The sequence below is a fragment of the Promicromonospora sp. NPDC019610 genome, from assembly GCF_044389365.1.
Lineage (GTDB): Bacteria > Actinomycetota > Actinomycetes > Actinomycetales > Cellulomonadaceae > Promicromonospora.
Map to the genome: position 1 here is coordinate 1,931,835 of NZ_JBIRXX010000002.1, position 22,802 is coordinate 1,954,636.

Genomic DNA, 22,802 nt, shown 5'->3' on the forward strand with positions numbered 1-22,802 from the left:
GTCATTCGCCTCCCCGCCGCACGGCGGTCTGCTCGTCGAAGCGCACGTCGGGCAGGAACCCGCTGCGCAGCCAGCCGTCGTCCCCCGCGGTGAAGCGCCACTTCGCGGACGGGGCCTGGCCGAGGACGATCACCACCCAGGTGAACTCCGGGCCGGCGAACCGGGCCGCGAGCAGGTCCTGCTGCGCCGCGGACGGCGCCTGCGAGAGGACCAGCACGCCGCCGTCACCCACCTCCAGCTCGGGCAGCACCTGCTCGATCCCTGCCAGGTGCTCCACCTGCTCGGGCCGGGGCAGGCCGTTGCCCACCATGACCACGCGCGGGTCGTTCGACCACGGGTTGCCCGTCAGCTCGCCCAGCCAGCGGCGCAGCACCTCGTGCCGCACCCTCGTGGGGCCGTCCAGGCTGATCACGCCGCGGGCCACGGAGAAGTCCACGAGCACCCGGCCCGTCTCCCCGATCCCCAGGTTGACCAGCCGCGCGAACCGGGTGGTCGGGTTCTCCGACGCCGCCCCGGACTGGAGCTTCGCCAGCGGCGCGGACCAGCTCTGCCCGTCCTCGCTCACCTGCCACGGGGCCGGGGCCGGGGAGGCCGGGTTGGTCAGCCGCAACCGCAGCGAGCTGCCCTCGATGAACACCCCGGTCGTGCCGGGTATCTCCAGGCCGTCGCGCTCGCAGGCCGCCATCAGCACACGCAGCGCCCGGTCGACGGTCCACGCCGCCGAGGTGTCGGTGCGCAGCAGGCTGTCGTCGAAGGGCTCGTGCCGCTTGCGCCGGCGCACCAGCCACAGCGGCACCAGCCCCAGGAGCGCGAGGAGCACCAGCCCGCCGACGACCAGCAGGACCGGGACGACGGGCACGGTGAAGGCCGCGTCCGCGGCCCCGGCCACGTCGCCGGTCGACGCCGGGGCCGCGGTCGGTTCGAGCGAGGGCGTGGCCGACGGCGAGGGGGACGGCCCCTCGTACCCCGGCAGCGGGCCGAACTTCAGGCCCTTGCCGACGGCGTCCTTCGGCATCCGGAGCACCCAGCCGGGCGTCAGGGTCCTCGGGTCGGTCAGGTACTCGCCGTCGGGCTGCCGGTGCCCCTCGGTCAGCGCGGCGATCTCCGGCCAGCGCTCCCGGTCGCCCAGGAACCGCTCGGCGATGTCGTTGAGCTTCTCGACGTTGTCGTCGGGCGTCGCCCGGACCACGTAGTACAGCACCGAGCCCGGCGGGCCGCTGCGGCTCGGCACGGGCGTCGGCGTGGGCGTCGGGGTCGGGGTGGCCTCCGCCTGCTGCGTCACGCTCGGCCTCGGGTCCGGCTTCTTCGGCGACGGCGTCGGGGTCGGCGTCGGCTCCGGCTCGCCGTAGACCCGCATCTCCCAGATGGAGTTGCCCGCCGTGCCGACGCGCGCCCCGGAGTACATCCGCACGAAGCGGCCCTCGCCGAGGATGTTGATCACGTCGTTGCCGCCGTCGCCCGGGCCGAACCAGTGCGTCTCCCAGGACTCGCCGTCGTTCGACAGCTCGATCCGGTAGTCCGTGGCGTAGGAGACCTCCCAGTCGATCTCGACCCGGTGCACGGTCGTGGACCGGCCCAGGTCGATCCGGATCCACTGCGGGTCGCTGAACGCGCTCGACCACCGGGTGCTCGGGTTGCCGTCCACGGCCTGGCGCGCGGGGAACTCGGGCTTCTCCAGCGACGACGCGACGGCGGGCCTGCCCTGCGAGAGCAGCACCGGGTCCTCCGCCGCCCGCGCCGGCGCGACCCCCGGGAGAACGGTGCCGACGAGCGTGACGAGCAGCGCGGTCACCAGGGTCGTCGCCAGGACGCGGCGCGCGACCCCTGTCAGTCGCTCACTCACCGGCCCGTCGCACCGCCGTCTGCTCCGTATAGCGGACGTCGGGCAGAAAGCCGCTGCGCAGCCAGCCGTCGTCGCCGGCGGTGATCCGCCACTTCGCCGACGTCGACTCGCCGAGCACGATGACCACCCAGGCGAAGCGCGGGTCGGCGAACCGGGCGGCCAGCAGGTCCTGCTGCGCCACCGACGGCGCCTGCGACAGCACGAGCACGCCGCCGGCGGTCGCGTCGAGCTCGGGGATCACCTGCTCGATCGCCGCCAGGTGCTCGACCTGCTCCGGCTGCGGCAGGCCGTTGCCCACCATGACCACGCGCGGGTCGTTCGACCACGGGTTGCCCGTCAGCTCGCCCAGCCAGCGGCGCAGCACCTCGTGCCGGGCGCGGGTGGGACCGTCCAGGCTGATGACGCCGCGGGCGCGGGCGAAGTCGACCAGCACCCGGCCGGTCTCGGCCACACCGATCGTGACCAGCCGCGAGAACTGCGCGGTCGAGGCCTCGCTGGCGGGCGCCGCCTGCAGCCGCGCCAGGGGTGCCGACCAGCTCTGGCCGTCCTCGTTCGCCACCCACGGCTCGGCCGCCGGCGAGACCGGTCCGGCCAGCCGCAGCCGCATCGCGCCGCCCTCGATGAAGACGCCGGTGACGCCCGGCACCTCGACGCCGTCGCGCTCGCACGACGCGAGCAGCACCCGCAGGGCGCGGTCCACCATCCACGACGCCGACGTGTCGGTGCGCAGCAGGCTGTCGTCGAAGGGCTCCGCGCGGCCGGAGCGCGAGCGGCGCACCGCGTAGACCACGAGGAGCACGAGGGCCGCCGCGACCACGGCGAGGCCGATGCCGATCAGCACGGGCTCGAGCCCGGACCCGCCGGTGGACTGCTCATCCGGACCGGCCGCGCCGGCCGGGTCCGTCGCCTCGGTCGGGGCGTTCTGCTCGGGCGGCGCGCTCGGGCCCGGGAGCGGGCCGTTCTGCAGGCCCTCGCCCTTGGCGTCCTCGGGCAGCTGGAGCACCCAGCCGACCGTCACGGTCTCCGGGTCGGTGAGCTTGCCGCCGTCGGGCTGCGTGCGGCCCTCGTTCAGCTCGAAGATCTCCGTGTACCGCTCGCCGTCGCCCAGGAACCGCTCGGCGATCCCGTAGAGGAACTCCGGCTCGCCCTCGGGCGTCGTCGCGATCACGTAGTAGGGCACGGACGGCGCGACCGACGCCTCGGGCGACGGGCTCGCCTCGCCGGCGCCCGCGGCGGGCCCCGTCGGCAGCACGCCGGTCTCGATGCCCTCGCCCGCAGCGTCGTCGGGCATCTGGAGGACCCAGCCCGGCAGCAGGACGGTCTCGTCGACCAGGGCGTTGCCGTCGGGCTGCGTGCGGCCCTTGTTCAGCTCGAAGATCTCGCTGTACCGGTTGCCGTCGCCGAGGAACCGCTGGGCGATGTCGAACAGGAACTCCTGCTGGCCCTCCGGCTTGGCGGGGACCACGTAGTACTTGACCTTCTCGCCGTCCTTCGTGGCCGTGGCGAGCTTGTCAGCCGCGAGGTCATGAGTGGCGAAGCCGTGGGCGGCGAAGCCGTGCGCGGCAGGGCCGGCGTGGACCGTGGTGTGGGCTGCGCCCACGAGAACGGGACCCGTGCTGGCCGCCTGCGCGGCGGCCGCGAGAGGAACCGTGACGGCTGTCGTGAACAGGGCCGCCGCTGCGAGAGCGGCGGCGATGCGGGGTGCGTGCTGCACAGTTGCTCCGTCTTCAGATGTGTCGCGCTCCAGGGTGAGCCGCGTCAGTCAGGGGTGGTGCGCCGGGTGGTTCAGGCCCGGGTCGTGCAGGGTCGTTCAGGACGTCGCTCAGGGTCGTTCAGGAGGTCGCTCAGGCCGAGCCGGGAACGCTGCGTTCCGGCAGCTTGAGGGGGTTCGTGCCGGGGCCGGCCCAGCGGAACGTCGTCATCACGGCGTCGAAGAAGAGCACCATGGCCTCGGCCAGGCGCTCCGTGTTCTCGCTGTTCCAGATCGTGGTGAACGACAGCACCAGCCACTCGCCGTCGGTCTCGTCCCGGGAGACCGCGTACAGCACCTGCCGGGTCGACAGCTCCAGGTCCTCGCTCTTGACGCCGTGCTCGGTGTGCACCACGCGGACGCCGGGGCGGCCGTCGATCTCGACCAGCTCGCTCTGCTCGTACCCGTCGCTCAGGATGCTGGTGACGATCCGGGTCGGGTCGGTGCCGACGTCGCTGACCACCTCGATCTCCGCGATCGAGCCCGGGACGATCACGCCCTCCATGGGCTCGGTCGGCAGGTAGACCGCGCCGGTGCCGGCGTCGCGCGCCTGGCCCAGCGTCTTGTGCAGCTCGTCGCGCAGCATGTGCCGGAACGGCTCGGCCTTGTCACGGGGCAGGGAGTCCGGGAGGGACCGGGCGACGACCTGCTCGACCGCCTCGTCCAGCTCGCGCTGGCGGCCCTCACCCGTCGGGAACCGGGCCCAGCCGGGCGGCAGGAGCATCACCCAGGCGTCGGTCGGCTTGCCGCCCGGCCGCCCGGGGTTCTCGCTCGCGGGAGCCTGGCTCGCGGGGGCCTGACGCACAGGATTCTCGTTCACGGGACTCTCGCTCACGGTTCGCTCCGGATGATCTTCACGGCCGGCAGCAGGCCGACGAGCGTGTCCAGGATCGTGGGGACGAGCACGAGGTCCTGGCTGCGCCAGATCAGGGCCGTGTCCACCACGGTCTCCGGGTGCTCGGTGCGCCGGCCGACGGCGACCGTCACCCAGGCACCGCCCGCCTCGTCGATGTCCACGCGGGTGACCTGGATGCCGTCGCCGTCGGGCAGCTCGGGGTACTCGATGCTCGGCGGGTTCACCGGGTTGCCGCCGGTCGCGCCGAGCACGGTCATGAGTGCGTCGTCCGACTCGTCCGGGTCCATCATGCCGACGGTGACGAGCACCGGGACGGGGCCGCGGTCCAGCAGGCCGAGGCCCGCGACCGCCCGGGCGCCCTCGGTCGCCGCCCCGTCGGCGAACGCCACCAGGCTCGCGACCGTCTGCGCCAGCGAGTCGCGGACGAGCTCCACGTGGCCGGCGTCGGGCTGCGCCGTCCCGCCGTCCGCTTCCTCCGGCAGGAACGACGTGAGCAGGAGCTCGACGGCCTCTCCCTGCCACGCGCCCACCGTCTCGGCGGGCTCGGTCACCGTGGAGGGCACGACCAGCCAGCCGGCCGGCGGCTCGATGGTCCAGGTCCAGTCCTGGACGCCGACGCCGCTCATGCCGGCCCCCTACGTCTCGTCGCACACAGCGGAGTCGCACACGAAGTCGCAAACACTGAATCGGCTCCTGGCTCAGGTGGTGAGGTGGTTGTACTCGTAGTCGGTCTCCCCGGTCCAGTCCCCGCGGCGGTCCTCGCCCGGGAAGCTCGTGGGCGGCACGGCGCCCCAGAGGCCGCTGATGAGACCCGACAGCATGGCACCCGGACCGGCGACGTAGATCCACGGCTTGATCGTGAACTTCGCGCCCCACAGGCCGAGCAGGCTGAGCTCCTTGAGCCCGCCGAGGCCGAGCGCGCCGCTGAGCGACCAGGACTTGATCGGGGACACGATCGAGGCCCAGCCGGGCAGCTTGTTCGTGATCATGATCGAGATCTTCTGCAGCTGCATCGGCTTGATGATGAAACCGCCCAGGGTGCCGATGAACGTGCTCGAGCCACCCTTGCCGGCGAGCACCGCACCCTGTGCCGCCTTCACCGACGCCGTGATCGACTTCGCGACCACCATGCCGACGCCGGCCGCCGCGACGCCGATGACACCGAGGATGACGCCCATCCAGCTCGCCTCGCCCTGGGCCGCGAGCACGATCGAGGCGACCAGGCTCACGACGCCGACGATCAGGCCGGCCAGCGCCAACGCCCCCACCCCGGGCAGGAGGATCGCGAGCACGGCGAGCGCCATGCCGATGTAGCCGAGGATCTCGACCAGCCCCTTGAGGAACTTGTTGAACCCGTGCACGAAGGCTTCCCAGCCGCTGTGCTTGAGCCCGTCGTCGCCCCAGTTCTCCTTGATCTTGGCGGCCGCCCGCTCGGCTGCCGAGTCGAGGGCCGACATCGCGGCGACGGCGATGGCCTTGGCCGCCGCCAGCTCGCCCTTGGCGCCCTCGATCTTGTTCGACCGGTTCTGGGACTCCTGCTTCTCCTGCTCGGTGAGCGGCGGCGCGTCGTCCGGCCGGTCCGCGTTCACCGGGTCCGGCAGGCCCTCGGCGCCCTTCTGGGCCGCGGCCGCGTCCTCGGCCTTCGCCAGGGCCTTGCCCGTCTCCGAGCGCGCGGTCTCCAGCTCGGGACGGTAGGCCTCCAGGGCGGCGCGGACGTCGTCGTACCGACCTGCGGCGGCGGCGAGGTGCTCGTGGCTCTCCCCGGCGCGTCCCCGCATGGCGTCGGCCGCCTCACCCTTGAGCAGGGTCTCGTCGCCGTCGCCGATCTTCTTGAGGAGCGCCGCCTGCGTGGTCATCATCTCGGCGATGTCCTTGTAGTGCTTGATCACCGCATCCAGACCGGACGCCTCGGCCGGAACAGGGTCGTCGTCGTAGTCCAGCAGATGCCACTCACCCACGCGGGCGGCGCTCATCCGGCCTCCTCATAGTTCGGGCCTGGCCGCGCCGTCCGGCGGCGACCAGGTCTTCGGGTCTGTCGAGCCTCGGGTCCGTCGGCTCAGCTCTCGGGCGTGAGCGACTTCTCCAGCTCGATCTCGGTGTTGTTCCAGGTCTCGGCGGCCTTCTCCATCTTGTCCTGGAGGTCCTTGAGGTTTTCCTGGAGCTTCTCCCGCTTGACCCACCAGCTGTCGACGAAGTCGCCCATGGCGTTCTTCACCGTCCTGTGACCCCAGAGGTCGCCGTCGTCCCAGAGCTCTTTCATGTTCTCGAGCTCATGGAGCACCGACTTCAGCTGCTCGGCAGCTTCGTCGACGGCGATCGAGGTAACGACGAGGTCGGCCATCTGACGACTACTTGTTCAGCGCGTTGGCGAGTTCCTCGTCGGTCTTGCGGAGCGCCTCGGCGGCCTGCTTCAGGTACTCACCGATACCGGTCAGACCCTCCATGACCTGCTTGCCACCCTTGTCGAGCTCCTTGTAGGACTCGTCGAAGCGCTTGGAGGACTTGTCCGTCACGTAACCGTCCTGCACCAGGTTGTCCACCATCGAACGCAGCTGGTCCAGCTTGTGCTGCATGTCGTCCGCCTCCTGCTTCATGCGCTGGGAAGCGTCCTCCATCTGCTGGAAGGTCACATTGATGTTGGCCATGATCGGTCCTCTCGGGTTGCCTCGTGGAAAACAGGGCGATCGTACATGAACCGGACACCCCTGGGGTGAATCTTCGGGTAATCCCTTACGCGGATCCGGGGACCCTTCGTCCGGGCAGGTGCCCGGGGTTCGAACCGGGTCCGGTCCAGCGGAACGTGGCCATGACGGCGTCGAAGAACTCGACCAGTGTCTCGGCCAGCCGCTCGGTGTCCCGGCTGGTCCAGCCGGTGCTGAAGGACAGGACCAGCCAGTCGCCGGCCGCCTCGTCCCGGGAGACGACATACGTCACCTCACGTGTGGAGCGTGCCGGCCGACCGCCCTCTCGGTGCACATCGTGCCCGGTCCGCACGACCCGCGCACCCGGACGTCCGTCCAGGTCAACCGCCTCACACGTGTCGTGGGTCCGGCCCAGCACCCGCTCCGCGACGTCGGCGGGGCTGCGCCCCACCTCGCCGAAGAGCTCGGTCTCGGTGATCGACGCCGGGACGGCGATGCCCGCGATCGGGACGGTCGGGAGGTAGACGGCTCCGGTGCTGGTGCCGATGCTGGTGCCGGTGCTCGTGCCGGTGCTCGTGCCGGCGAGCGCCACGCGGAGCGCGGCCCGGAGCAGCTCCCGGTGCGCCGCGACGCCGGTGTCCTGCGGACCGCCGCCGAGCGCCCGGTCCTCCGGCAGCGCACGGGCGACCACCTCGTCGACGGCGGCGTCGCGCTCCTTGCCGCGCCCCTCGCCGAGCGGGAACCGCGCCCATCCCGGGGGCAGGAGGAAGGCCCAGGTGTCGGTCGGCGTCGCCGGCGATCCTGCGGCCGGTCCTGCTCCGGGCCCCGTTGCCGGTCCTGCCGCGGGCCCGGTCATGCCGCGGCCCGGTCGATCCGTACGGCCGGCATGAGCTCGTCGAGCAGCTCCACCATCGCCGCGCCGAGCACGAGGTCCTGGGTGCGCCAGACCAGCACCGTGTCCACCACGGCGTCCGGGTGCTCGGTGCGGCGCCCCAGTCCCACGCTCATCCAGGCGCCCCCGCTCTCCTCGCCGATGTCGAGGCGGATCACCCGCACCCCGTCGCCGTCGGGCATGTCGGGGTACTCGACGGCGGGTGGCGCCGCCGGGTGGCCGCCCGTCGCGCCGAGCGCGGCCAGGAGGTCGTCGTCGGGCGCGGCCGGGTCACTGATCCCGACGGCGACGAGCACCGGGACCGGGCTGCGTCCCAGCACCCCGAGGGCCGCGACGACGCGATGGTCGCCGGGGGCCATGCCGTCGGCGAACTCCCGGAGGTTCGCCACCGAGATCGCGGCCAGCTGGTCGAGCTGGGCGCGTGCGTCGTCGTCCAGCTCGACCGGCGTGCCCGACTCGTCGGGTACGGGCTCGAGCGACTCCCGCACGACCGCCCTGGCCCCGCGCTCCCAGGCGGCGAGGTCCTCGGCGGCCCCGGTGATGCCGCCCGGGACCTCCAGCCAGCCGTCGGGCAGGTCCAGCCGCCACTCCCAGGACGCCGCCAGGGCACGGGACGGGCTGGTCGTGCGGGTCGTGCGGGTCGTGCGGGTCGTGCGGGTCGTGCGGGTCGTGCGGGTCTCCGGTGTCCTCATAGGCCCGTCTGCTCCGAGTAGAGGCCGCTGTAGTCGGCGTCGCGCCAGCCGTCGAGGCTCCAGCGCGGGTCGGTCGGGTTGAAGTTCGACGGGTTGATCAGGCTGAACGGCCGCATGGACCAGCCGAACGTGTACGAGACGGGGCCGATGTACATCCACGGCTTGATGGCGAACCCGGTGATCCCGAGCTGACTGAGCGCCGCGTTGATCTTCTGCACGTCCTTGATGTCGCTGATGCCGATCAGCCGGTCCCAGCGCCACGGGCCGCCCTTGACAGCGGCCAGGAAGCGGCTCGAGTCGTTCTTGAACCACGCGCCGAACTTGCTGAAGTCGCCCTTGACCCACGCGTTCGGCTTGCCGATCTGCCACCAGCCCGGTGACACGCGCGTGGTCTGGATGAAGTTGCCCCAGTTCGTGAACGGCTTGATCTGGGCCCCGAGCTTGCCGGTCATGAACCGGTCGAACGGACGCATCGGGTTCTTGGAGTAGATGGCCAGCCGGCTGGCGAGGCTGTTCAGCTCCTTGATCGCCCCCGGTGTGAACTTCACCTTGGAGCCGAGCTGGGCCGCCTGGATGGTCTTGAGCGAGCCGGCCATCTTGGCCGCGACGCCGATCAGGCCCAGGCTCAGGATGCCGATGATGACACTCAGCCAGCTGCCCTCACCCTGCACGGCCAGGATGAAGCTCGCCGCGACGGAGACCACGGTCGCGATCACGCTCAGCAGCGTGAGCATGCCGAGGCCCGGGATGAGGATGCTGAGTATCGCCAGCGCCATCCCGATGTACATCAGGATCTCGACCAGCTTCTTGAGGAACTTGTTCAGCTTGTGCAGGAACGCTTCCCAGCCGCTGTGGTGCAGGCCGTCGTCGCCCCAGTTCTCGCGGATCTTGTTCGCGGCGGCGGTGGCCGCGGCGTCGAACTTGACCATGGCTGCCCGCGCCTTGGCCTTGGCCGCCTCCAGGTCGCCCCTGGCCTCGTTGATCTTGCCGGCGCGGCTCTCGGACTCCTGCTTCTCCTGGTCGGTGAGCGGCGGCGCGTCGTCCGGCCGGTCGGCGTTCACCGGGTCGGGCAGGCCCTCGGCACCCTTCTGCGCGGCGGCCGCGTCCTGGGCCGCCGTCAGTGCCAGGCCCGTCTCCGAGCGTGCGTACTCCAGCTCCGGGCGGAAGGTGCGCAGCGCGTCCCGGATGTCGTCGTACCGGCCGGACGCCTTGTTCAGCGCGTCAGCACTCTCCCGGGAGCGCTTGCGCATGGCGTCGGCAGCCTTGCCCTTGAGCAGGGTCTCGTCGCCGTCGCCGATCTTCTTGAGCAGCTTGGCCTGCGTCGACATCGCCAGCGCGATGTCCTCGTAGTGCTTGATCACCGGGTCCAGCCCGGCCACGTCGGCCGGGACGGGGTCGGAGTCGTAGTCGAGCAGATGCCATTCCCCGGCCCGGGTGTCGCCCATCCTCGTCGTCCTCCTGCTGCTCGTCTGCTACTGGCTCGTTAGCTACTGCTCGTCGAACGACGCCGCGAGCTCGATCTCCAGGTCGTTCCACTGCTCCGCGGCCTGCGCCATCTTCTTCTGCAGGTCCGAGAGGTTGGTGGTCAGCTTCTCCCGCTTGACCCACCAGTCCTCGACGAAGTCGTCCATGGCCTTCTTGACCGTGTCGTGGCCCCAGACGGTGCCGTCCTCCCACAGCTTTCCCATGTTCTTGAACTCGTCGATGATCGCCGCCAGCTGCTCGGCGGCCTCGTCGACGGCGACCGACGTGACTACGAGGTCGGCCACGGGACTACTTGTTCAGGGCGTTCGCGAGCTCTTCGTCGGTCTTGCGGAGCGCCTCGGCGGCCTGCTTCAGGTACTCACCGATACCGGTCAGACCCTCCATGACCTGCTTGCCACCCTTGTCGAGCTCCTTGTAGGACTCGTCGAACCGCTTGGAGGACTTGTCCGTCACGTAACCGTCCTGCACCAGGTTGTCCACCATCGAACGCAGCTGGTCCAGCTTGTGCTGCATGTCGTCCGCCTCCTGCTTCATGCGCTGGGAAGCGTCCTCCATCTGCTGGAAGGTCACATTGATGTTGGCCATGACAGAACCCCTCGTGCGTTGGTCGTTCTCGGACGGACTCACGTACCCGGCAATCGTCATCAATGGGACTAACCGGACGGCGACGCCGGAGTGAACAGCGGGGGAACGGCACGCGGCATGGCGACGACGGGCCCGGGGATCACCCGGGACCCGTCGTCGGCGGCACAAAAAGTGGGTCTTACCTGCGCTTTTGCATGGACTTCAGCGGTGCCTCACCCTCGGCAGCGCCGTCAGCAGTGCACCAGGAACGGCCGGTCCTTGAACCGCCGGTCGAGGAACGTGATGACGCCGGGTGCCCCGGTCACCATCGTCGAGACGTGCTCGCCGAGGTGCCACTCCCACTGGACCTCCGCGCCGGCGGCGCAGTACTCGTCCCGCAGCGCCCTGGCCTGGCCCGGTGCCACGATCTCGTCGAGCGTCCCGTGGAAGAGGCGGATCGGGACGTCGGGCGGGTTGGCCCCGAGCCGGTTCTCGGCGAGCCGCGCCTGCCACTGCGGCGACCGGAGCGGGTTGGTCGAGGTGAACATCCCGATGTTCTGGAACGCGTGGGCGATCGTCGCCTCGACGCAGGCGTCCTTCTCCCGCTCGTACGTCGCGCGGCCCCGCTCGTTGAGGTACGACCCGAGATCGAGCTCGGGGTAGGCGGCGTCGAGCCCGTAGGCAGCGAAGAGGAGGAACCCGAACCCGACCTGGCCGTCGAGCCCGTCCGCGACCTCGCTGAGATCGGCGGGCACCCCGCCCGCGGCGACGCCGACCAGGTCGAGCTCCGGCGCGTACTCCGGCTGCAGCTCGCCCGCCCACATCGCTCCCCCGCCGCCCTGCGAGTACCCGGAGAACGCGACCTTGCCCCCGGCCTGCAAGCCGGTGGCCGGCAGGTTCGTGGCGGCACGCACGATGTCGATGACGGTGCGCCCCTCCGACTGCCCGACGACGTACGTGTGCCCGCCCGGCGTGCCCAGCCCCTCGTAGTCGGTCACCACGACCGCCCAGCCGGCCAGCAGCATCGGCTCGATGAAGGGCCGCTCGTAGTCGAGCCAGCGCGACGGCGCGCACGTGTCGCCGACGCCGCGCGTCCCGCTCGCCACGGACACGATCGGCCGCGGCCCCTCGCCCCGCCAGGGCGTGGTGGGCACCAGCACCCGGCCGGTCACCGGGATGTCCTGGCCGGTGGCGTTCGTCGAGTGGTACATCACCAGGTAGTTGCGGGCGCTGAGCTGCCGGGGCTCCTCGCGCCACCGCACCACCTCGCCGTTCGCGCCGTCGGGCAGGGGGGTCGGCGGGGTGTAGAAGTCGTCGAGCGGGACGGCCTGGTTCGGCACGACGGGGACGTCGGGCACGTCGGACACAGGGTTGGACGCCGGGTCGGCCTGGTCGGACGGGCCGGGCTGGTCGGACGGGCCGGACGAGACGGACGCGGCGCCGGGCTGGACGGACGGGTCGGACGGGTCGGACGTCGCCGCGGCCGGGACGGCGACCGCGGGCAGAGCGAGCACGGTCACGGCCGCGACGACGGCTGTCCAGCGCAGTCGAGCTCGACGCCGGACTGCCGAGGAAACAGCCCTGCGGCCCCTCTCGCGGACGGTGTCGGGAACGGCCTTCGGGATGGCGGACGACAGGTGCGAGACGTGCGAGTGGTGGACGAGCGGCATCGGATCTCCTCGGTGAGGTCCTCGGACGCTCGGCGTTGAGCGCCCGCACCCGCGAGCGGGCCGCTACTGACTCTAACCGCAATAGCACGGAGACAACAGCATCCGGACAGAAAAGTCCGCTCCCGGACCGGAGCCCAGCCATGCGGTCGACGGCTGGCACGCTGGCACGCACGGCTCAGCTGGCGCGCTCGGCCTGGGTAGCACGCTGGCTGCCCGCCCCCGGACCGCCGAGATCGGTCGGTTGCACCGAGGTCGGTCGTTCGATGGACCGATCTGGGTGCGACGGACCGATCTCGGTGCAACGGACCGAGGTCAGGAACAGTTGCCCGGCGATCAGCTGAGCTCAGCCGCGAGCGGCCCGCGGCTCAGCCCCGGGCGACCGCGGGGGCCGCCGACGCGGCCGTCTCGGCGCGCTCCACCAGGCCGGCGAGCAGCGCGGCGAACGGCACCAGCACCAGGTTGCCGAGCAGCATGGTGCGCAGGAACGGCAGGCCCGCCACGTAGCTCGCGAGCAGACCGTCCAGGGTCGACGGGTACATCCCGTCCAGCAGCCAGACGCCGAAGTTGGTCCAGGCGAAGAACCACAGCGAGCCGACGACGCCCACGCCGAGCGCCGCCGCGTACCGCCGGGGCCCGCGCAGGTGCCGCGCAAGGATCGCGCCGGCGCCCACCACGGCCCACGCCGACCAGGTGAACCACATGATCTGCGTGTTGCCGAGCACCGCGTCGCTCACCGCGACCACGGCGAACGGCACCACGGCCGCCCACCGGTTGCGGAGCAGGAGCACGGCGAGAAAGGTCGCCGCGGTGGCGATCTCCAGGTTCGGGGGCGCGCCGAGGCCGGGCGCCACCAGCCGCCACCCCACGGCGGCGGCCAGCACGAGCACCACGGTCGCGGGCCGCCACCAGCGGTGGGCCAGCTCCCGGACGGTCAGGTCACGACGCGCGGGTTCACGACGAGCGGGGTCACGTCGAGCGGGGGCACGCCCCGGCACCTCGCGGGCCGTCTCGTCGCGTCCGTCCGACGGCGGCGTCAGTACGTCTCGAGGGTCCACGTGATCTCCTGACCGTCCTCGGTCTCCAGCGCCCCGGCGCCGACCTGCGCGAGCTCGCCGTCCACGGCGAGCGACCAGAACTCGCTCTTCGAGTCGTCGGCGACCCGGCCGCCGATCGCGGTGACGAACGCGTTGGCGCCCTCCCCCGTGACCTCGGCCGACGGGTCGGCCTCCAGCAGCAGCTCCAGGGCGGTCGCGCCGGTCCGGCCGCCGTAGCTGAGGCCCTCGACCTCGCCCGACGCGTCGGTCGACAGCGAGGCCTCGGCAGACGGCGACGACTCGTCTGCCGACTGCTGTCCCAGCGTCGCCGAGACCATCGGCTCCGGCTCCGCCGCCGTACCGGCGCAGGCCGCGAGCAGGCCGGCGACGAGAAGGGCGGCCGCCGCGGAGGCGACGGTCCGGAGGGGATGGCGGGAAGTCGTGTTCACGCCGGCCAGTCTAGGTCGGCGTGCACACGACGGCGCCGCCGTCTCAGGCGCCGATCTCAGGCGTCGGACTCAGGCGTCGGACTCGGCCCGGTCTCAGGCGTCGATCCGCGACCGGTCGAGCTCGGCGGCCCCCGCGATGAGGAACTCCTTGCGCGGCGCGACGTCGGTGCCCATGAGGAGCTCGAAGGCCCGCTCGGCGGCCTCGGCGTGCTCCGCGGTCACGCGGCGCAGCGTGCGGTGGCGCGGGTCCATCGTGGTCTCCGCGAGCTGGTCGGCGTCCATCTCGCCCAGGCCCTTGTACCGCTGGATGTCCGGCTTGTAGCGCCGGCCCGCGCGGTCGAGCTTCTTGAGCGTGACGCCCAGCTCGGCCTCGGAGTACGTGTAGATGTACTCGTTCTTGCGCCGGCCGTTGCCGATCACCTCGACCCGGTGCAGCGGGGGCACCGCCGCGAACACGCGGCCGGCCTCCACCATCGGCTTCATGTAGCGGTAGAAGAGGGTCAGCAGCAGGGTGCGGATGTGGGCGCCGTCGACGTCGGCGTCGGTCATCATGATGATCTTGCCGTAGCGCGCCGCCTCGATGTCGAAGGACCGGCCGGAGCCGGCGCCGAGCACCTGGATGATGGCCGCGCACTCCGCGTTGCGGAGCATGTCGCTGATCGACGCCTTCTGGACGTTCAGGATCTTGCCGCGGATCGGCAGCAGCGCCTGGAAGTCGCTGGACCGGGCCAGCTTGGCGGTGCCGAGCGCGCTGTCGCCCTCGACGATGAACAGCTCGGACCGCTCGACGTCGTTCGAGCGGCAGTCCGCGAGCTTGGCCGGCAGCGAGGAGGTCTCCAGCGCGTTCTTGCGGCGCGAGATCTCCTTCTGCTTGCGGGCCGTGATGCGGGCGCGCATCTCGGCGACGATCTTGTCCAGGAGCAGCGAGGCCTGCGTCTTGCCGTCGCGGGTGGTGGAGGTCAGGCGGGCCTGGATCTCCTTCTCGACCACGCGGGAGACGATCTGGCGCACCGGGCCGGTGCCCAGCACCTCCTTGGTCTGGCCCTCGAACTGCGGCTCCGCGAGACGGACGGTGACCACGGCCGTGAGGCCCGCGAGCACGTCGTCCTTCTCGATGCGCTCCGCGCCGTCCTTGGTGGAGACCTTGAGCTTGCGCGCGTTGGTCTCCACGCCCTTGCGGATCACCTTGAGCAGACCCTGCTCGAAGCCCGTCAGGTGCGTGCCGCCCTTGGGCGTCGAGATGATGTTGACGAACGAGCGCACCTCGGTGTCGTAGCCCGTGCCCCAGCGCAGCGCGATGTCGACCTCGCACTCGCGCTGCACCTCGCGCGGCGACATGTGGCCGCGCTCGTCCAGCACCGGCACGGTCTCGGTGAAGCTGCCCGAGCCCTGCAGCACCCACGTCGCCGTGACGGGCGTGTCGGGGGCGAGGAACTCGACGAAGTCGGCGGCGCCGCCGGTGTGCTTGAAGGACTCCTCGTGCGGGCCGTTCTCGCCCGGCGTGCCGGGCAGGCCGCGCTCGTCCCGCACCACGATCTCGAGGCCCGGCACCAGGAACGTGGTCTGCCGGACGCGCGTGACCAGCTCGTCGTAGCTGAACACCGCGGACTTGGGGAAGATCTGCCGGTCGGCCCAGTAGCGCACGCGCGTACCGGTGCGGCCGCGCGGCACCTTGCCGACCACGGCGAGCTCGGAGTGGTCCACGAAGGGCTGGAACTGCGCGTCGGGGCTGGGACCGGACGCCGGGTCCAAGAAGTTGCCCGGCTCGCCACGGTGGAAGGTCATGCGGTGCGTCTTGCCGCCGCGGTCGACCTCGACGTCGAGGCGGGAGGACAGCGCGTTCACCACGGAGGCGCCGACGCCGTGCAGACCACCGGACGCCTGGTAGGAGCCGCCGCCGAACTTACCGCCCGCGTGCAGCTTGGTGTAGACCACCTCGACGCCGCTCAGGCCCGTCTTGGGCTCGATGTCGACGGGGATGCCGCGCCCGTCGTCCGAGACGGTCACCGAGGTGTCGGCGTGCAGCACGACGCCGATCTTCGTGGCGTGGCCGCCCAGGGCCTCGTCGACGGAGTTGTCGATGACTTCCCAGAGGCAGTGCATCAGGCCACGGGAGTCGGTGGTCCCGATGTACATACCGGGACGCTTACGCACCGCCTCGAGGCCCTCGAGGACGGACAGGTGGCGAGCGGTGTACGACTCGGACGTTGCGGTCACGGCGACAGCGTAGACGAGGTCACCGACAACCCACGTCAGGCGCCCCGCGACGTGGCCCGAACGCCCTGCGAACGGCTGTGTGACGCCAGTTTTCACCCCATGACGGAAATTACCCTTTCAGCGCAATTGGGGGCGGAACGGCACCAGAAGTGTGAGCGACGCCGCTATGCTCGCAGCGAACCGCCCACCCGGGCCGGCATGAACCGCGCGAGCGAATGGTTGGATGGAGATGTGACGACCTTGACGACCGAACCGCTCACCGCCCTCGACCGCTGCGACCGCTGCGGCGCGCAGGCCTACGTGCGCGTCGTTCTGCCCGTGGGCGAGCTGCTCTTCTGCGGCCACCACGCGCGCGCACACGCGTCCGCCTACGCGGACGTCGCCACCCATGTCCAGGACGAGACCGACCGGCTCCACGCGGAGCACGGCCAGGCCTGACACCCAGGCCGGACGACCACCGGACCACAGACGCCGACAGACCGACGCCGGCGGTGAGCCACCCCGAAGGGTGACCCACCGCCGGCGTCGTCATGTCCGGGCACGGTTCCGTTCGGGCCCGGCGCCTCAGCCCGCCGCGAGCTGCGCGACCTCCTCGGCGGTCAGGGCCCGGTCGAAGACCCGGACGTCGTCGACGTCCCCGCGCAGGTGGTCGACCTCGTTGCCCCCGTACTGGCCGCGGCCGATCACGAGCGGCCCCTGCGTCTCCGGTGCGGTGCAGACGTTCCTCGTGGCGACCCGCTCGCCGTCCACGTAGAGCGACAGCTCCCCCGTCGCGGCGTCGCGCACGCCCACCAGGTGGTACCAGCGGCCCGGCTCCGGCTTGGTGGGCGACAGCGCACGCGCGCCCACGAAGCTCATCGCCCAGCGCTGGTCCTGCCCGGAGTACTGGAGGAAGAACGCGCTGTTGCCGCCGGTGTCCTGGCTGACGACGGTCTGGAAACCGCCGTCGGCCACGTCCAGCCGCGCCCACGCCGAGACGCTGTAGGAGCCGTCGGTCCGCACCAGGGTCCGCCCCGTGTCGGCCTCGCCGGCGCCGTCGAACGACAGGGCGCCGCCCGCCACGCCGTCGGCCCAGGTGGTGCCCGTCAGCGTCGCGTCGGCGTCGCCGACGCCGTCCGCGGCCACGGTGCCCGTGCCCTCGTCGAAGCCCCAGGCGTGCACCCCGGCCAGCCCCGGGGTCCCGGGGTCGACGACGGGCGGTTCCGCGCCCGAGCCGTCCGCGCCCTCGATGATCGACTCGTTCACGGCGCGCACCTGCCCGAAGTCCATCTTCTCGACCTGCCGGTCGTAGGTGAAAAAGCCGTTGACCTCGTGCTCGACGTCCGTGATCTGCGTGTAGATCGACCCGCTGATGCCGCACTGCTGCGCGGCGATGAGCACGTCCTCCTGGTTCTCGACGTAGCGCCGGGTGAGCGTGGCGACGTCGGGCGTCATCTCGTAGGCGTGGCCGTCCTCGAACCACATGTGCCCGTCCACCTCGAGGCCGAACCCGCCGTGCTCGCCGTCGATCGAGGCGCGCGTGGCGTCCGGTACCGGCTGGGCGGGGCCCACGTACTGGTGCCAGTCGATGACGTCGCCCGCGCCGCTGTCCCCCAGCGAGTCGCAGCAGTTGACGCCGGAGTGGGCGTTGACGAGGCGGGTCGGGTCCTGGGCCTTGACCTCGCGGGCGATCCGCCCGGTCGCCTCCTGGGACCACTCGCCCCAGCCCTCGTTGAAGGGCACCCAGCCGATCACCGAGGTCCAGCTCGAGTTCTGGTCGACCATCTCGTGCAGCTCGCGCTCGAACCGTTCCTGCGCCTCGACCGGCGGACGGCCGGGCTTCATCGCCGGCATGTCCTGCCACACCAGCAGGCCGAGCCGGTCGGCGTGGTAGAACCAGCGGTCCGGCTCCACCTTGATGTGCTTGCGCACCGTGTTGAAGCCCAGCTCCTTGTGCTGCTCCAGGTCGAACGCGAGCGCCTCGTCCGTGGGCGCGGTGTAGATGCCGTCCGGCCAGTAGCCCTGGTCGAGCGTGGAGAGCAGGAAGACGACCTCGCCGTTGAGCGTGACGCGGTTGCGCCCGTCCGCGCCGGGCGCGATCCCGATCTCGCGCATGCCGAAGTACGAGCCGACCGTGTCGACGACCTTGCCGCGCGTGTCGCGGACGCGGACCTCCAGGTCGTAGAGGTACGGGTCGTCCGGCGTCCACAGGTGGGCGTGCGGCACGCGCACCGAGAGCGCGTCGCCCACGGTCCCGGCCGTCTGCGCCACGGCCTTGCCCTTCCCGCCCGCGCGGACGACGACGTCGACCCGCCTGCCGTCGGCCGCCGCGCTGCCCTCGACCGTGAGCGTGAGGGTGCTGGTGTCGACGTCGGTGGTCATGTCCAGCTTCGTGGCGTGGCCCGGCGCGACCGGCTCCATCCAGACGGTCTGCCAGATCCCGGACGCGCCCTCGTAGAAGATGCCGCGGTCCGGGACGTTGCGCTGCTTGCCGACGGGCTGCCAGGTCGCGTCCGTGCGGTCGGTGACCCCGACCAGCACCTCCTGCGGGCCCGACCTCGTGAGGGCGTCGGTGACGTCCGCGGAGAACCGGCCGTAGCCGCCCTCGTGGTGGGCCACCTCCTGCCCGTTGACCCAGACCGTGGCCGTGTGGTCCACGGCACCGAAGTTGAGCACGACGCGCTGGCCGCCGGTGCGCCAGGACGCCGGGACCTCGACCGTGCGGCGGTACCACATGTGGTCCTCGTGCCGGTCGACACCCGACAGCTCCGACTCCGTCGGGTAGGGCACCAGGATCTCCTCGGCGAGCGTCTCGCCGAACGGCGGGGCCTCCCCCTCAGCTGCTCCCGCGAACTCCCACAGGCCGTTGAGGTTCTCCCAGCGGTCGTGCGTGAGCTGCGGCCGTGGGTACTCCGGCAGCGCGTTGTCGGGCGTCACCTGCTGCGTCCACGGGGTGGGCAGGTGGGCGTCGCTGACCGGCCAGGTCGCCTGGGTCGCGGGCCGGCTGGCACCCGGGCTCGCGTCCGGGGTGGCGGCCGGCGCGGCCGTCCCCGGGACGACGGCGAGCACGGCGCCTGTGGCCAGGGCCGCGAGGGCCGCGCCGAGGCGACGTCGGGCGCGGCGGCCCGGACGAGGTCGGACGTCGGCTGGTGCGGGGCGGGCGGACGACGGGGTGTGGTGCGACCTTGCTAGCGACATCGGCGTCACCTTTCTGGTCCCGAACACGGTCGGCAACAGGGAGGCATCGTTGCCAGGGGCTACCGTAACGTCCGGCCGTCGCGCCGCCTACCCCACGTTCAGCTCATTCCCATCGCGCCCCTCGCGCTCATCACCGACGGGCTCACTTCCGCGCCGTGACCGTGTCCGCCCACGAGGCCCGGAACCCGAGCGTGGTGCGCCAGCCCTCCGCGGTCTTGGTCAGGTTCCGCGTGGTGCCCTGGACCGACACAGCCTGCATCGTCTTGATCTGGCCGCTGGAGTAGCGGGCCGTGACCTTGACCGACTTGACCCAGGCCAGGTCGAAGACGGCCTTCGCCTTCGTCTGCGTCAGCGTCCCGGTCCAGGACGTGTTCGGGTTGCCCGGCGCCTGCGCCGAGTAGGGGTCGGCGACGTGCGCGAGGTGGGACTGCGGGGCGGTGCCGAAGGCGTCCTGGTTGTTCGTGGTGCCCGAGTAGCTCCCGCCGCGGCCGGTCGAGGCGAAGTACGGCGTCTCGGCGATCTCGCCCGCGGGGTTGCGCACGATCGAGACGGTCGAGGCGGCGTCCTGCCGGGTGGCGTCCACGGCGGCGCGCCACGTCGAGCCCGCCTCGCCGCCCTCCTTCTTCCAGCCGGTGTAGTTCTGGCTGCTCGTGTCGTCGTAGAGGTGGCAGTCGCACGACGTCTTCAGGCCCGCCGTCTTGGCCAGGATGGCGTAGTTGCGCGCGACGATCGCCTGCGCCTGGAGCGCGGCGGCGCCGCCGTAGCCGCTCGTGCCCCACAGGGACGGCATCTCGTCGAGCCCGTAGAGGTACTCGTCGTTGAGAACCACCTGGTTGACCACGTTGGGCCGCGGGTTGGGACTGGTCAGCCGCAGCCGGCCGTGCCGGTAGCTGCCCTGCGCCCCGGAGACGGTCACGGTCCCGGCGGTACCGGCCCAGTAGTCGGTGCCGGTCCACTCGAGCCACAGCGTGCGGCGGGCGCTGATCGTCTGGCGCACCGTGCCGTTCTCGGTGATCTTGGCGGTCACGCCGGACGTCGTGCGGGCGATCGAGAGCTTGCGGGCCGAGGTGCCGGTGGCGAGCTGCGCCTGCGCGCCGTCGAGCAGCCGCCACGAGCCCGCGGACAGGCTGATCGTGGTGGTGGTCGGGTCGGCCGCCTTGCCGAGCACCTGGACGTCGATCGACGTCCGCGGGTTGTTGGCGGTGCCGACGGTCGCACCCGGGTAGTAGTAGCCCAGGATCTGCGCCGCCGTGCTACCCGTGCGCGCCATCTGGTAGGCGCCGTACTGGGCCATGCCCACGCCGTGCCCGTTGCCCGAGCCGGCGATCGCCCACGACCCCGGCACGACCGTCACCGTCAGCGTGGCACTGGTGGCCTTGACCGTCTTGAACCGGTACTTCGTGGTGACGGACGGCTTCACCGACGTCGTCGCCTTGCCGGTCGAGCCCGTGGTCACGGTCTTGATCCGCACCCAGGCACCGTCCCGGTACTGCTGGACGGCCACCGACGCGTTCTTCCGCGCGACGCCGTTGTACCGGTAGACCACCGAGAGGGTCTTGGCGGTGGCCGCCGTGGTCGTGGCCGTGCCGGACGCCGTCAGCGTGTACCCCGCCGCGGCGGCGGGGACGGCGGACAGGCCGACCGTGAGGAGCACGGCGGTGAGACACGAGACGAGGGCTGCCGCGAGCGTCCGGGCACGTCGTGCTCCGGGAGCGGCGCTGATCGAGGTGGACACATCGGGCACGCTCCCACACGAAGACGCCGGGCGGGTGAGCTTCCGCAGAAGTTCACCCGCCCGGCGTCAGTCCCGGTTCGTGCCCGGGATGGTGGTGGAGTCGCTTAGTCGAGGTAGTCGCGCAGCACCTGCGACCGCGAGGGGTGGCGCAGCTTCGACATCGTCTTGGACTCGATCTGCCGGATACGCTCTCGCGTCACGCCGTAGACCTTGCCGATCTCGTCGAGCGTCTTGGGCTGGCCGTCCTGCAGACCGAACCGCATGGAGACCACGCCGGCCTCGCGCTCCGAGAGGGTGTCGAGAACCTGGTGCAGCTGCTCCTGGAGCAGCGTGAACGACACGGCGTCCGCGGGGACGACGGCCTCGGAGTCCTCGATGAGGTCACCGAACTCGCTGTCGCCGTCCTCGCCGAGCGGGGTGCTCAGCGAGATGGGCTCGCGGCCGTACTTCTGGACCTCGACCACCTTCTCGGGAGTCATGTCCAGCTCCTTGGCCAGCTCCTCCGGAGTGGGCTCGCGGCCCAGGTCCTGGAGCATCTGGCGTTGGACGCGGGCCAGCTTGTTGATGACCTCGACCATGTGCACCGGGATGCGGATGGTGCGGGCCTGGTCGGCCATGGCACGCGTGATCGCCTGCCGGATCCACCAGGTAGCGTAGGTCGAGAACTTGTAGCCCTTGGTGTAGTCGAACTTCTCGACCGCACGGATCAGACCGAGGTTGCCCTCCTGGATCAGGTCCAGGAACAGCATGCCGCGGCCCGTGTAGCGCTTGGCGAGCGAGACCACGAGGCGGAGGTTGGCCTCCAGCAGGTGGTTCTTGGCCCGCTTGCCGTCGTGCGCGATCCACTTCAGGTCGCGCTCGAAGCGGCGCTGGTCCTTGTCGTCACGGTTGAACTCCGTGGTGGCGAGGCGCTCCTCCGCGAACAGGCCGGCCTCGATGCGCTTCGCGAGCTCGACCTCCTGCTCCGCGTTCAGCAGCGCGACCTTGCCGATCTGCTTCAGGTAGTCCTTGACCGGGTCGGCCGTGGCACCGGCGGTGACGACCTGCTGTGCGGGCTGGTCGTCGTCGTCCCGGTCGGAGACGACGAAGCCGGAGCTCTCGTCGCCCTCCTTGGCCGTCTTGCCGGCTCGGCCACGAGTCGTCTTGGTGACGGTCTCGGGACCGGAGTCGGTCTCGTCCTCGGGGTCCTCGACGGCGACGCCGTCGGGCTCGATGTTGTCGTACTTCGACTTGCCCCGAGCAGCAGGCTTCTTGGCGCCGGCCTTGGCCGCCGGCTTCTTGCGCGTGCTCGTCGTTGCCTCGTCATCGTCTTCGTCGACGTCGTCGAACTCGAGATCGACGTCGTCGGGCATCTCGTCGTCGTCCTTCGGCTTCGCCGGGGTCGACTTCTTGGCGGTCGTGGTCTTCGCCGCCGTCGCCCGGGTGCGCCGGGCCGGCTTCGCGGAGGCCTCCGCCTCGTCGGCGGGCGCCTTGGCGGCGACCGCTGTGGAACGGGTGGCCGACGCCGCGGCCACCTTGGTAACAGTGGGAAGCCCGACCTGCACACCGGCGTTGGCCAGTGCGCGCAGCACCGCCTTCAGCCGCTTGGCGTCACCGACCTGCGCCGTCTCGCATGCACGCCGGAAGTTCTCGGCGTCGACCGAGCCGTCGGCGGCACCGCGAGCGAGGAGCTCCTGCAAGGCAGGATGCTCGAACTCACGGGGCAGGTTGTCGCGTGCAGGGACAGGAGCGGTGTCCTGGGGGGCTTTCAGCGGAGTGGGCGCCACAAACCGACCTTTCGGCATTCGAGGGGGCGG

The 22,802-nt window shown here is 71.4% G+C and carries 20 protein-coding genes; 1 reads left to right on the forward strand and 19 read right to left on the reverse strand.

Annotated elements, in window-relative coordinates; translation table 11 throughout:
• Window position 1: 1 nt before the first annotated feature.
• From ACH45N_RS20245 to ACH45N_RS20320, 16 genes are all read right to left on the reverse strand, one after another.
• A complete protein-coding gene (locus ACH45N_RS20245) occupies window positions 2-1,843 on the reverse strand; it encodes a discoidin domain-containing protein (protein WP_397397121.1) in 1,842 nt (613 codons plus the stop codon).
• On the reverse strand, window positions 1,836-3,557 hold the full coding sequence (locus ACH45N_RS20250; RefSeq protein ID WP_397397123.1) for a LysM peptidoglycan-binding domain-containing protein: 1,722 nt from the start codon (window positions 3,555-3,557) through the stop codon (window positions 1,836-1,838). The genes ACH45N_RS20245 and ACH45N_RS20250 overlap by 8 nt, the downstream gene beginning before the upstream one ends.
• A gap of 130 nt (window positions 3,558-3,687) precedes the next feature.
• Window positions 3,688-4,413: a hypothetical protein gene (locus ACH45N_RS20255; RefSeq protein WP_397397125.1), complete on the reverse strand. Its 726-nt coding sequence runs from the start codon at window positions 4,411-4,413 to the stop codon at window positions 3,688-3,690.
• 11 nt (window positions 4,414-4,424) lie between these two features.
• On the reverse strand, window positions 4,425-5,075 hold the full coding sequence (locus ACH45N_RS20260; RefSeq protein WP_397397127.1) for a hypothetical protein: 651 nt from the start codon (window positions 5,073-5,075) through the stop codon (window positions 4,425-4,427).
• 72 nt (window positions 5,076-5,147) lie between these two features.
• On the reverse strand, window positions 5,148-6,422 hold the full coding sequence (locus ACH45N_RS20265) for a hypothetical protein (RefSeq protein WP_397397129.1): 1,275 nt from the start codon (window positions 6,420-6,422) through the stop codon (window positions 5,148-5,150).
• Between the two features lie 83 nt (window positions 6,423-6,505).
• Window positions 6,506-6,790 (reverse strand): hypothetical protein, encoded by a 285-nt coding sequence (locus ACH45N_RS20270; protein WP_397397131.1) that lies wholly within the window; start codon window positions 6,788-6,790, stop codon window positions 6,506-6,508.
• Window positions 6,791-6,797: 7 nt separating this feature from the next.
• Window positions 6,798-7,094 (reverse strand): WXG100 family type VII secretion target, encoded by a 297-nt coding sequence (locus ACH45N_RS20275; RefSeq protein WP_182617598.1) that lies wholly within the window; start codon window positions 7,092-7,094, stop codon window positions 6,798-6,800.
• 85 nt (window positions 7,095-7,179) lie between these two features.
• Window positions 7,180-7,947 carry a hypothetical protein gene (locus ACH45N_RS20280; RefSeq protein WP_397397133.1) on the reverse strand — a complete coding sequence of 256 codons (768 nt, stop codon included), beginning with the start codon at window positions 7,945-7,947 and terminating at the stop codon, window positions 7,180-7,182.
• Window positions 7,944-8,675: a hypothetical protein gene (locus tag ACH45N_RS20285; RefSeq protein WP_397397135.1), complete on the reverse strand. Its 732-nt coding sequence runs from the start codon at window positions 8,673-8,675 to the stop codon at window positions 7,944-7,946. The genes ACH45N_RS20280 and ACH45N_RS20285 overlap by 4 nt, the downstream gene beginning before the upstream one ends.
• Complete coding sequence (locus tag ACH45N_RS20290) at window positions 8,672-10,120, reverse strand: hypothetical protein (RefSeq protein ID WP_397397137.1); 1,449 nt, start codon at window positions 10,118-10,120, stop codon at window positions 8,672-8,674. Before ACH45N_RS20290 ends, ACH45N_RS20285 begins: the two co-directional genes overlap by 4 nt.
• A 42-nt stretch (window positions 10,121-10,162) precedes the next feature.
• On the reverse strand, window positions 10,163-10,444 hold the full coding sequence (locus ACH45N_RS20295) for a hypothetical protein (protein ID WP_397397139.1): 282 nt from the start codon (window positions 10,442-10,444) through the stop codon (window positions 10,163-10,165).
• 4 nt (window positions 10,445-10,448) lie between these two features.
• Window positions 10,449-10,745 carry a WXG100 family type VII secretion target gene (locus ACH45N_RS20300; protein WP_182617598.1) on the reverse strand — a complete coding sequence of 99 codons (297 nt, stop codon included), beginning with the start codon at window positions 10,743-10,745 and terminating at the stop codon, window positions 10,449-10,451.
• A gap of 230 nt (window positions 10,746-10,975) precedes the next feature.
• Window positions 10,976-12,394, reverse strand: coding sequence for a lipase family protein (locus ACH45N_RS20305; protein ID WP_397397141.1), 1,419 nt, complete (start codon window positions 12,392-12,394; stop codon window positions 10,976-10,978).
• 365 nt (window positions 12,395-12,759) lie between these two features.
• Window positions 12,760-13,449, reverse strand: a complete 690-nt coding sequence (locus tag ACH45N_RS20310; protein WP_397397143.1) for a DUF6580 family putative transport protein — start codon at window positions 13,447-13,449, stop codon at window positions 12,760-12,762.
• Entirely contained in the window at window positions 13,428-13,877 is a 450-nt protein-coding gene (locus tag ACH45N_RS20315; protein WP_397397145.1) for a DUF4430 domain-containing protein, read from the reverse strand. The genes ACH45N_RS20310 and ACH45N_RS20315 overlap by 22 nt, the downstream gene beginning before the upstream one ends.
• 93 nt (window positions 13,878-13,970) lie before the next feature.
• Window positions 13,971-16,094: a type IIA DNA topoisomerase subunit B gene (locus tag ACH45N_RS20320; RefSeq protein WP_397397147.1), complete on the reverse strand. Its 2,124-nt coding sequence runs from the start codon at window positions 16,092-16,094 to the stop codon at window positions 13,971-13,973.
• Window positions 16,095-16,292: 198 nt separating this feature from the next.
• Between ACH45N_RS20320 and ACH45N_RS20325 the strand changes: the two genes are divergently transcribed.
• Window positions 16,293-16,532, forward strand: a complete 240-nt coding sequence (locus ACH45N_RS20325) for a hypothetical protein (RefSeq protein ID WP_051109391.1) — start codon at window positions 16,293-16,295, stop codon at window positions 16,530-16,532.
• Between the two features lie 126 nt (window positions 16,533-16,658).
• Here ACH45N_RS20325 and ACH45N_RS20330 read toward each other — a convergent pair whose 3' ends face one another.
• The 3 genes from ACH45N_RS20330 to ACH45N_RS20340 form a co-directional block, all read right to left on the reverse strand.
• The gene (locus ACH45N_RS20330) at window positions 16,659-19,271 is read right to left on the reverse strand and encodes a LamG-like jellyroll fold domain-containing protein (RefSeq protein WP_397397149.1); all 2,613 of its coding nucleotides are present in this window, start codon (window positions 19,269-19,271) and stop codon (window positions 16,659-16,661) included.
• Window positions 19,272-19,413: 142 nt separating this feature from the next.
• A complete protein-coding gene (locus ACH45N_RS20335) occupies window positions 19,414-21,006 on the reverse strand; it encodes a SpoIID/LytB domain-containing protein (RefSeq protein ID WP_397397151.1) in 1,593 nt (530 codons plus the stop codon).
• Window positions 21,007-21,110: 104 nt separating this feature from the next.
• A complete protein-coding gene (locus tag ACH45N_RS20340) occupies window positions 21,111-22,790 on the reverse strand; it encodes an RNA polymerase sigma factor (protein ID WP_397397153.1) in 1,680 nt (559 codons plus the stop codon).
• Between the last annotated feature and the right edge of the window lie 12 nt (window positions 22,791-22,802).

Excerpts from the sequence above, each read along its gene's own strand:
- ACH45N_RS20260 (WP_397397127.1), bottom strand. The coding sequence starts at position 5,075 with ATGAGCGGCGTCGGCGTCCAGGACTGGACCTGGACCATCGAGCCGCCG.
- ACH45N_RS20265 (WP_397397129.1), bottom strand. The coding sequence starts at position 6,422 with ATGAGCGCCGCCCGCGTGGGTGAGTGGCATCTGCTGGACTACGACGAC.
- ACH45N_RS20270 (WP_397397131.1), bottom strand. The coding sequence starts at position 6,790 with ATGGCCGACCTCGTCGTTACCTCGATCGCCGTCGACGAAGCTGCCGAG.
- ACH45N_RS20275 (WP_182617598.1), bottom strand. The coding sequence starts at position 7,094 with ATGGCCAACATCAATGTGACCTTCCAGCAGATGGAGGACGCTTCCCAG.
- ACH45N_RS20280 (WP_397397133.1), bottom strand. The coding sequence starts at position 7,947 with ATGACCGGGCCCGCGGCAGGACCGGCAACGGGGCCCGGAGCAGGACCG.
- ACH45N_RS20285 (WP_397397135.1), bottom strand. The coding sequence starts at position 8,675 with ATGAGGACACCGGAGACCCGCACGACCCGCACGACCCGCACGACCCGC.
- ACH45N_RS20290 (WP_397397137.1), bottom strand. The coding sequence starts at position 10,120 with ATGGGCGACACCCGGGCCGGGGAATGGCATCTGCTCGACTACGACTCC.
- ACH45N_RS20300 (WP_182617598.1), bottom strand. The coding sequence starts at position 10,745 with ATGGCCAACATCAATGTGACCTTCCAGCAGATGGAGGACGCTTCCCAG.
- ACH45N_RS20305 (WP_397397141.1), bottom strand. The coding sequence starts at position 12,394 with ATGCCGCTCGTCCACCACTCGCACGTCTCGCACCTGTCGTCCGCCATC.
- ACH45N_RS20325 (WP_051109391.1), top strand. The coding sequence starts at position 16,293 with ATGAACCGCGCGAGCGAATGGTTGGATGGAGATGTGACGACCTTGACG.
- ACH45N_RS20330 (WP_397397149.1), bottom strand. The coding sequence starts at position 19,271 with ATGTCGCTAGCAAGGTCGCACCACACCCCGTCGTCCGCCCGCCCCGCA.
- ACH45N_RS20340 (WP_397397153.1), bottom strand. The coding sequence starts at position 22,790 with ATGCCGAAAGGTCGGTTTGTGGCGCCCACTCCGCTGAAAGCCCCCCAG.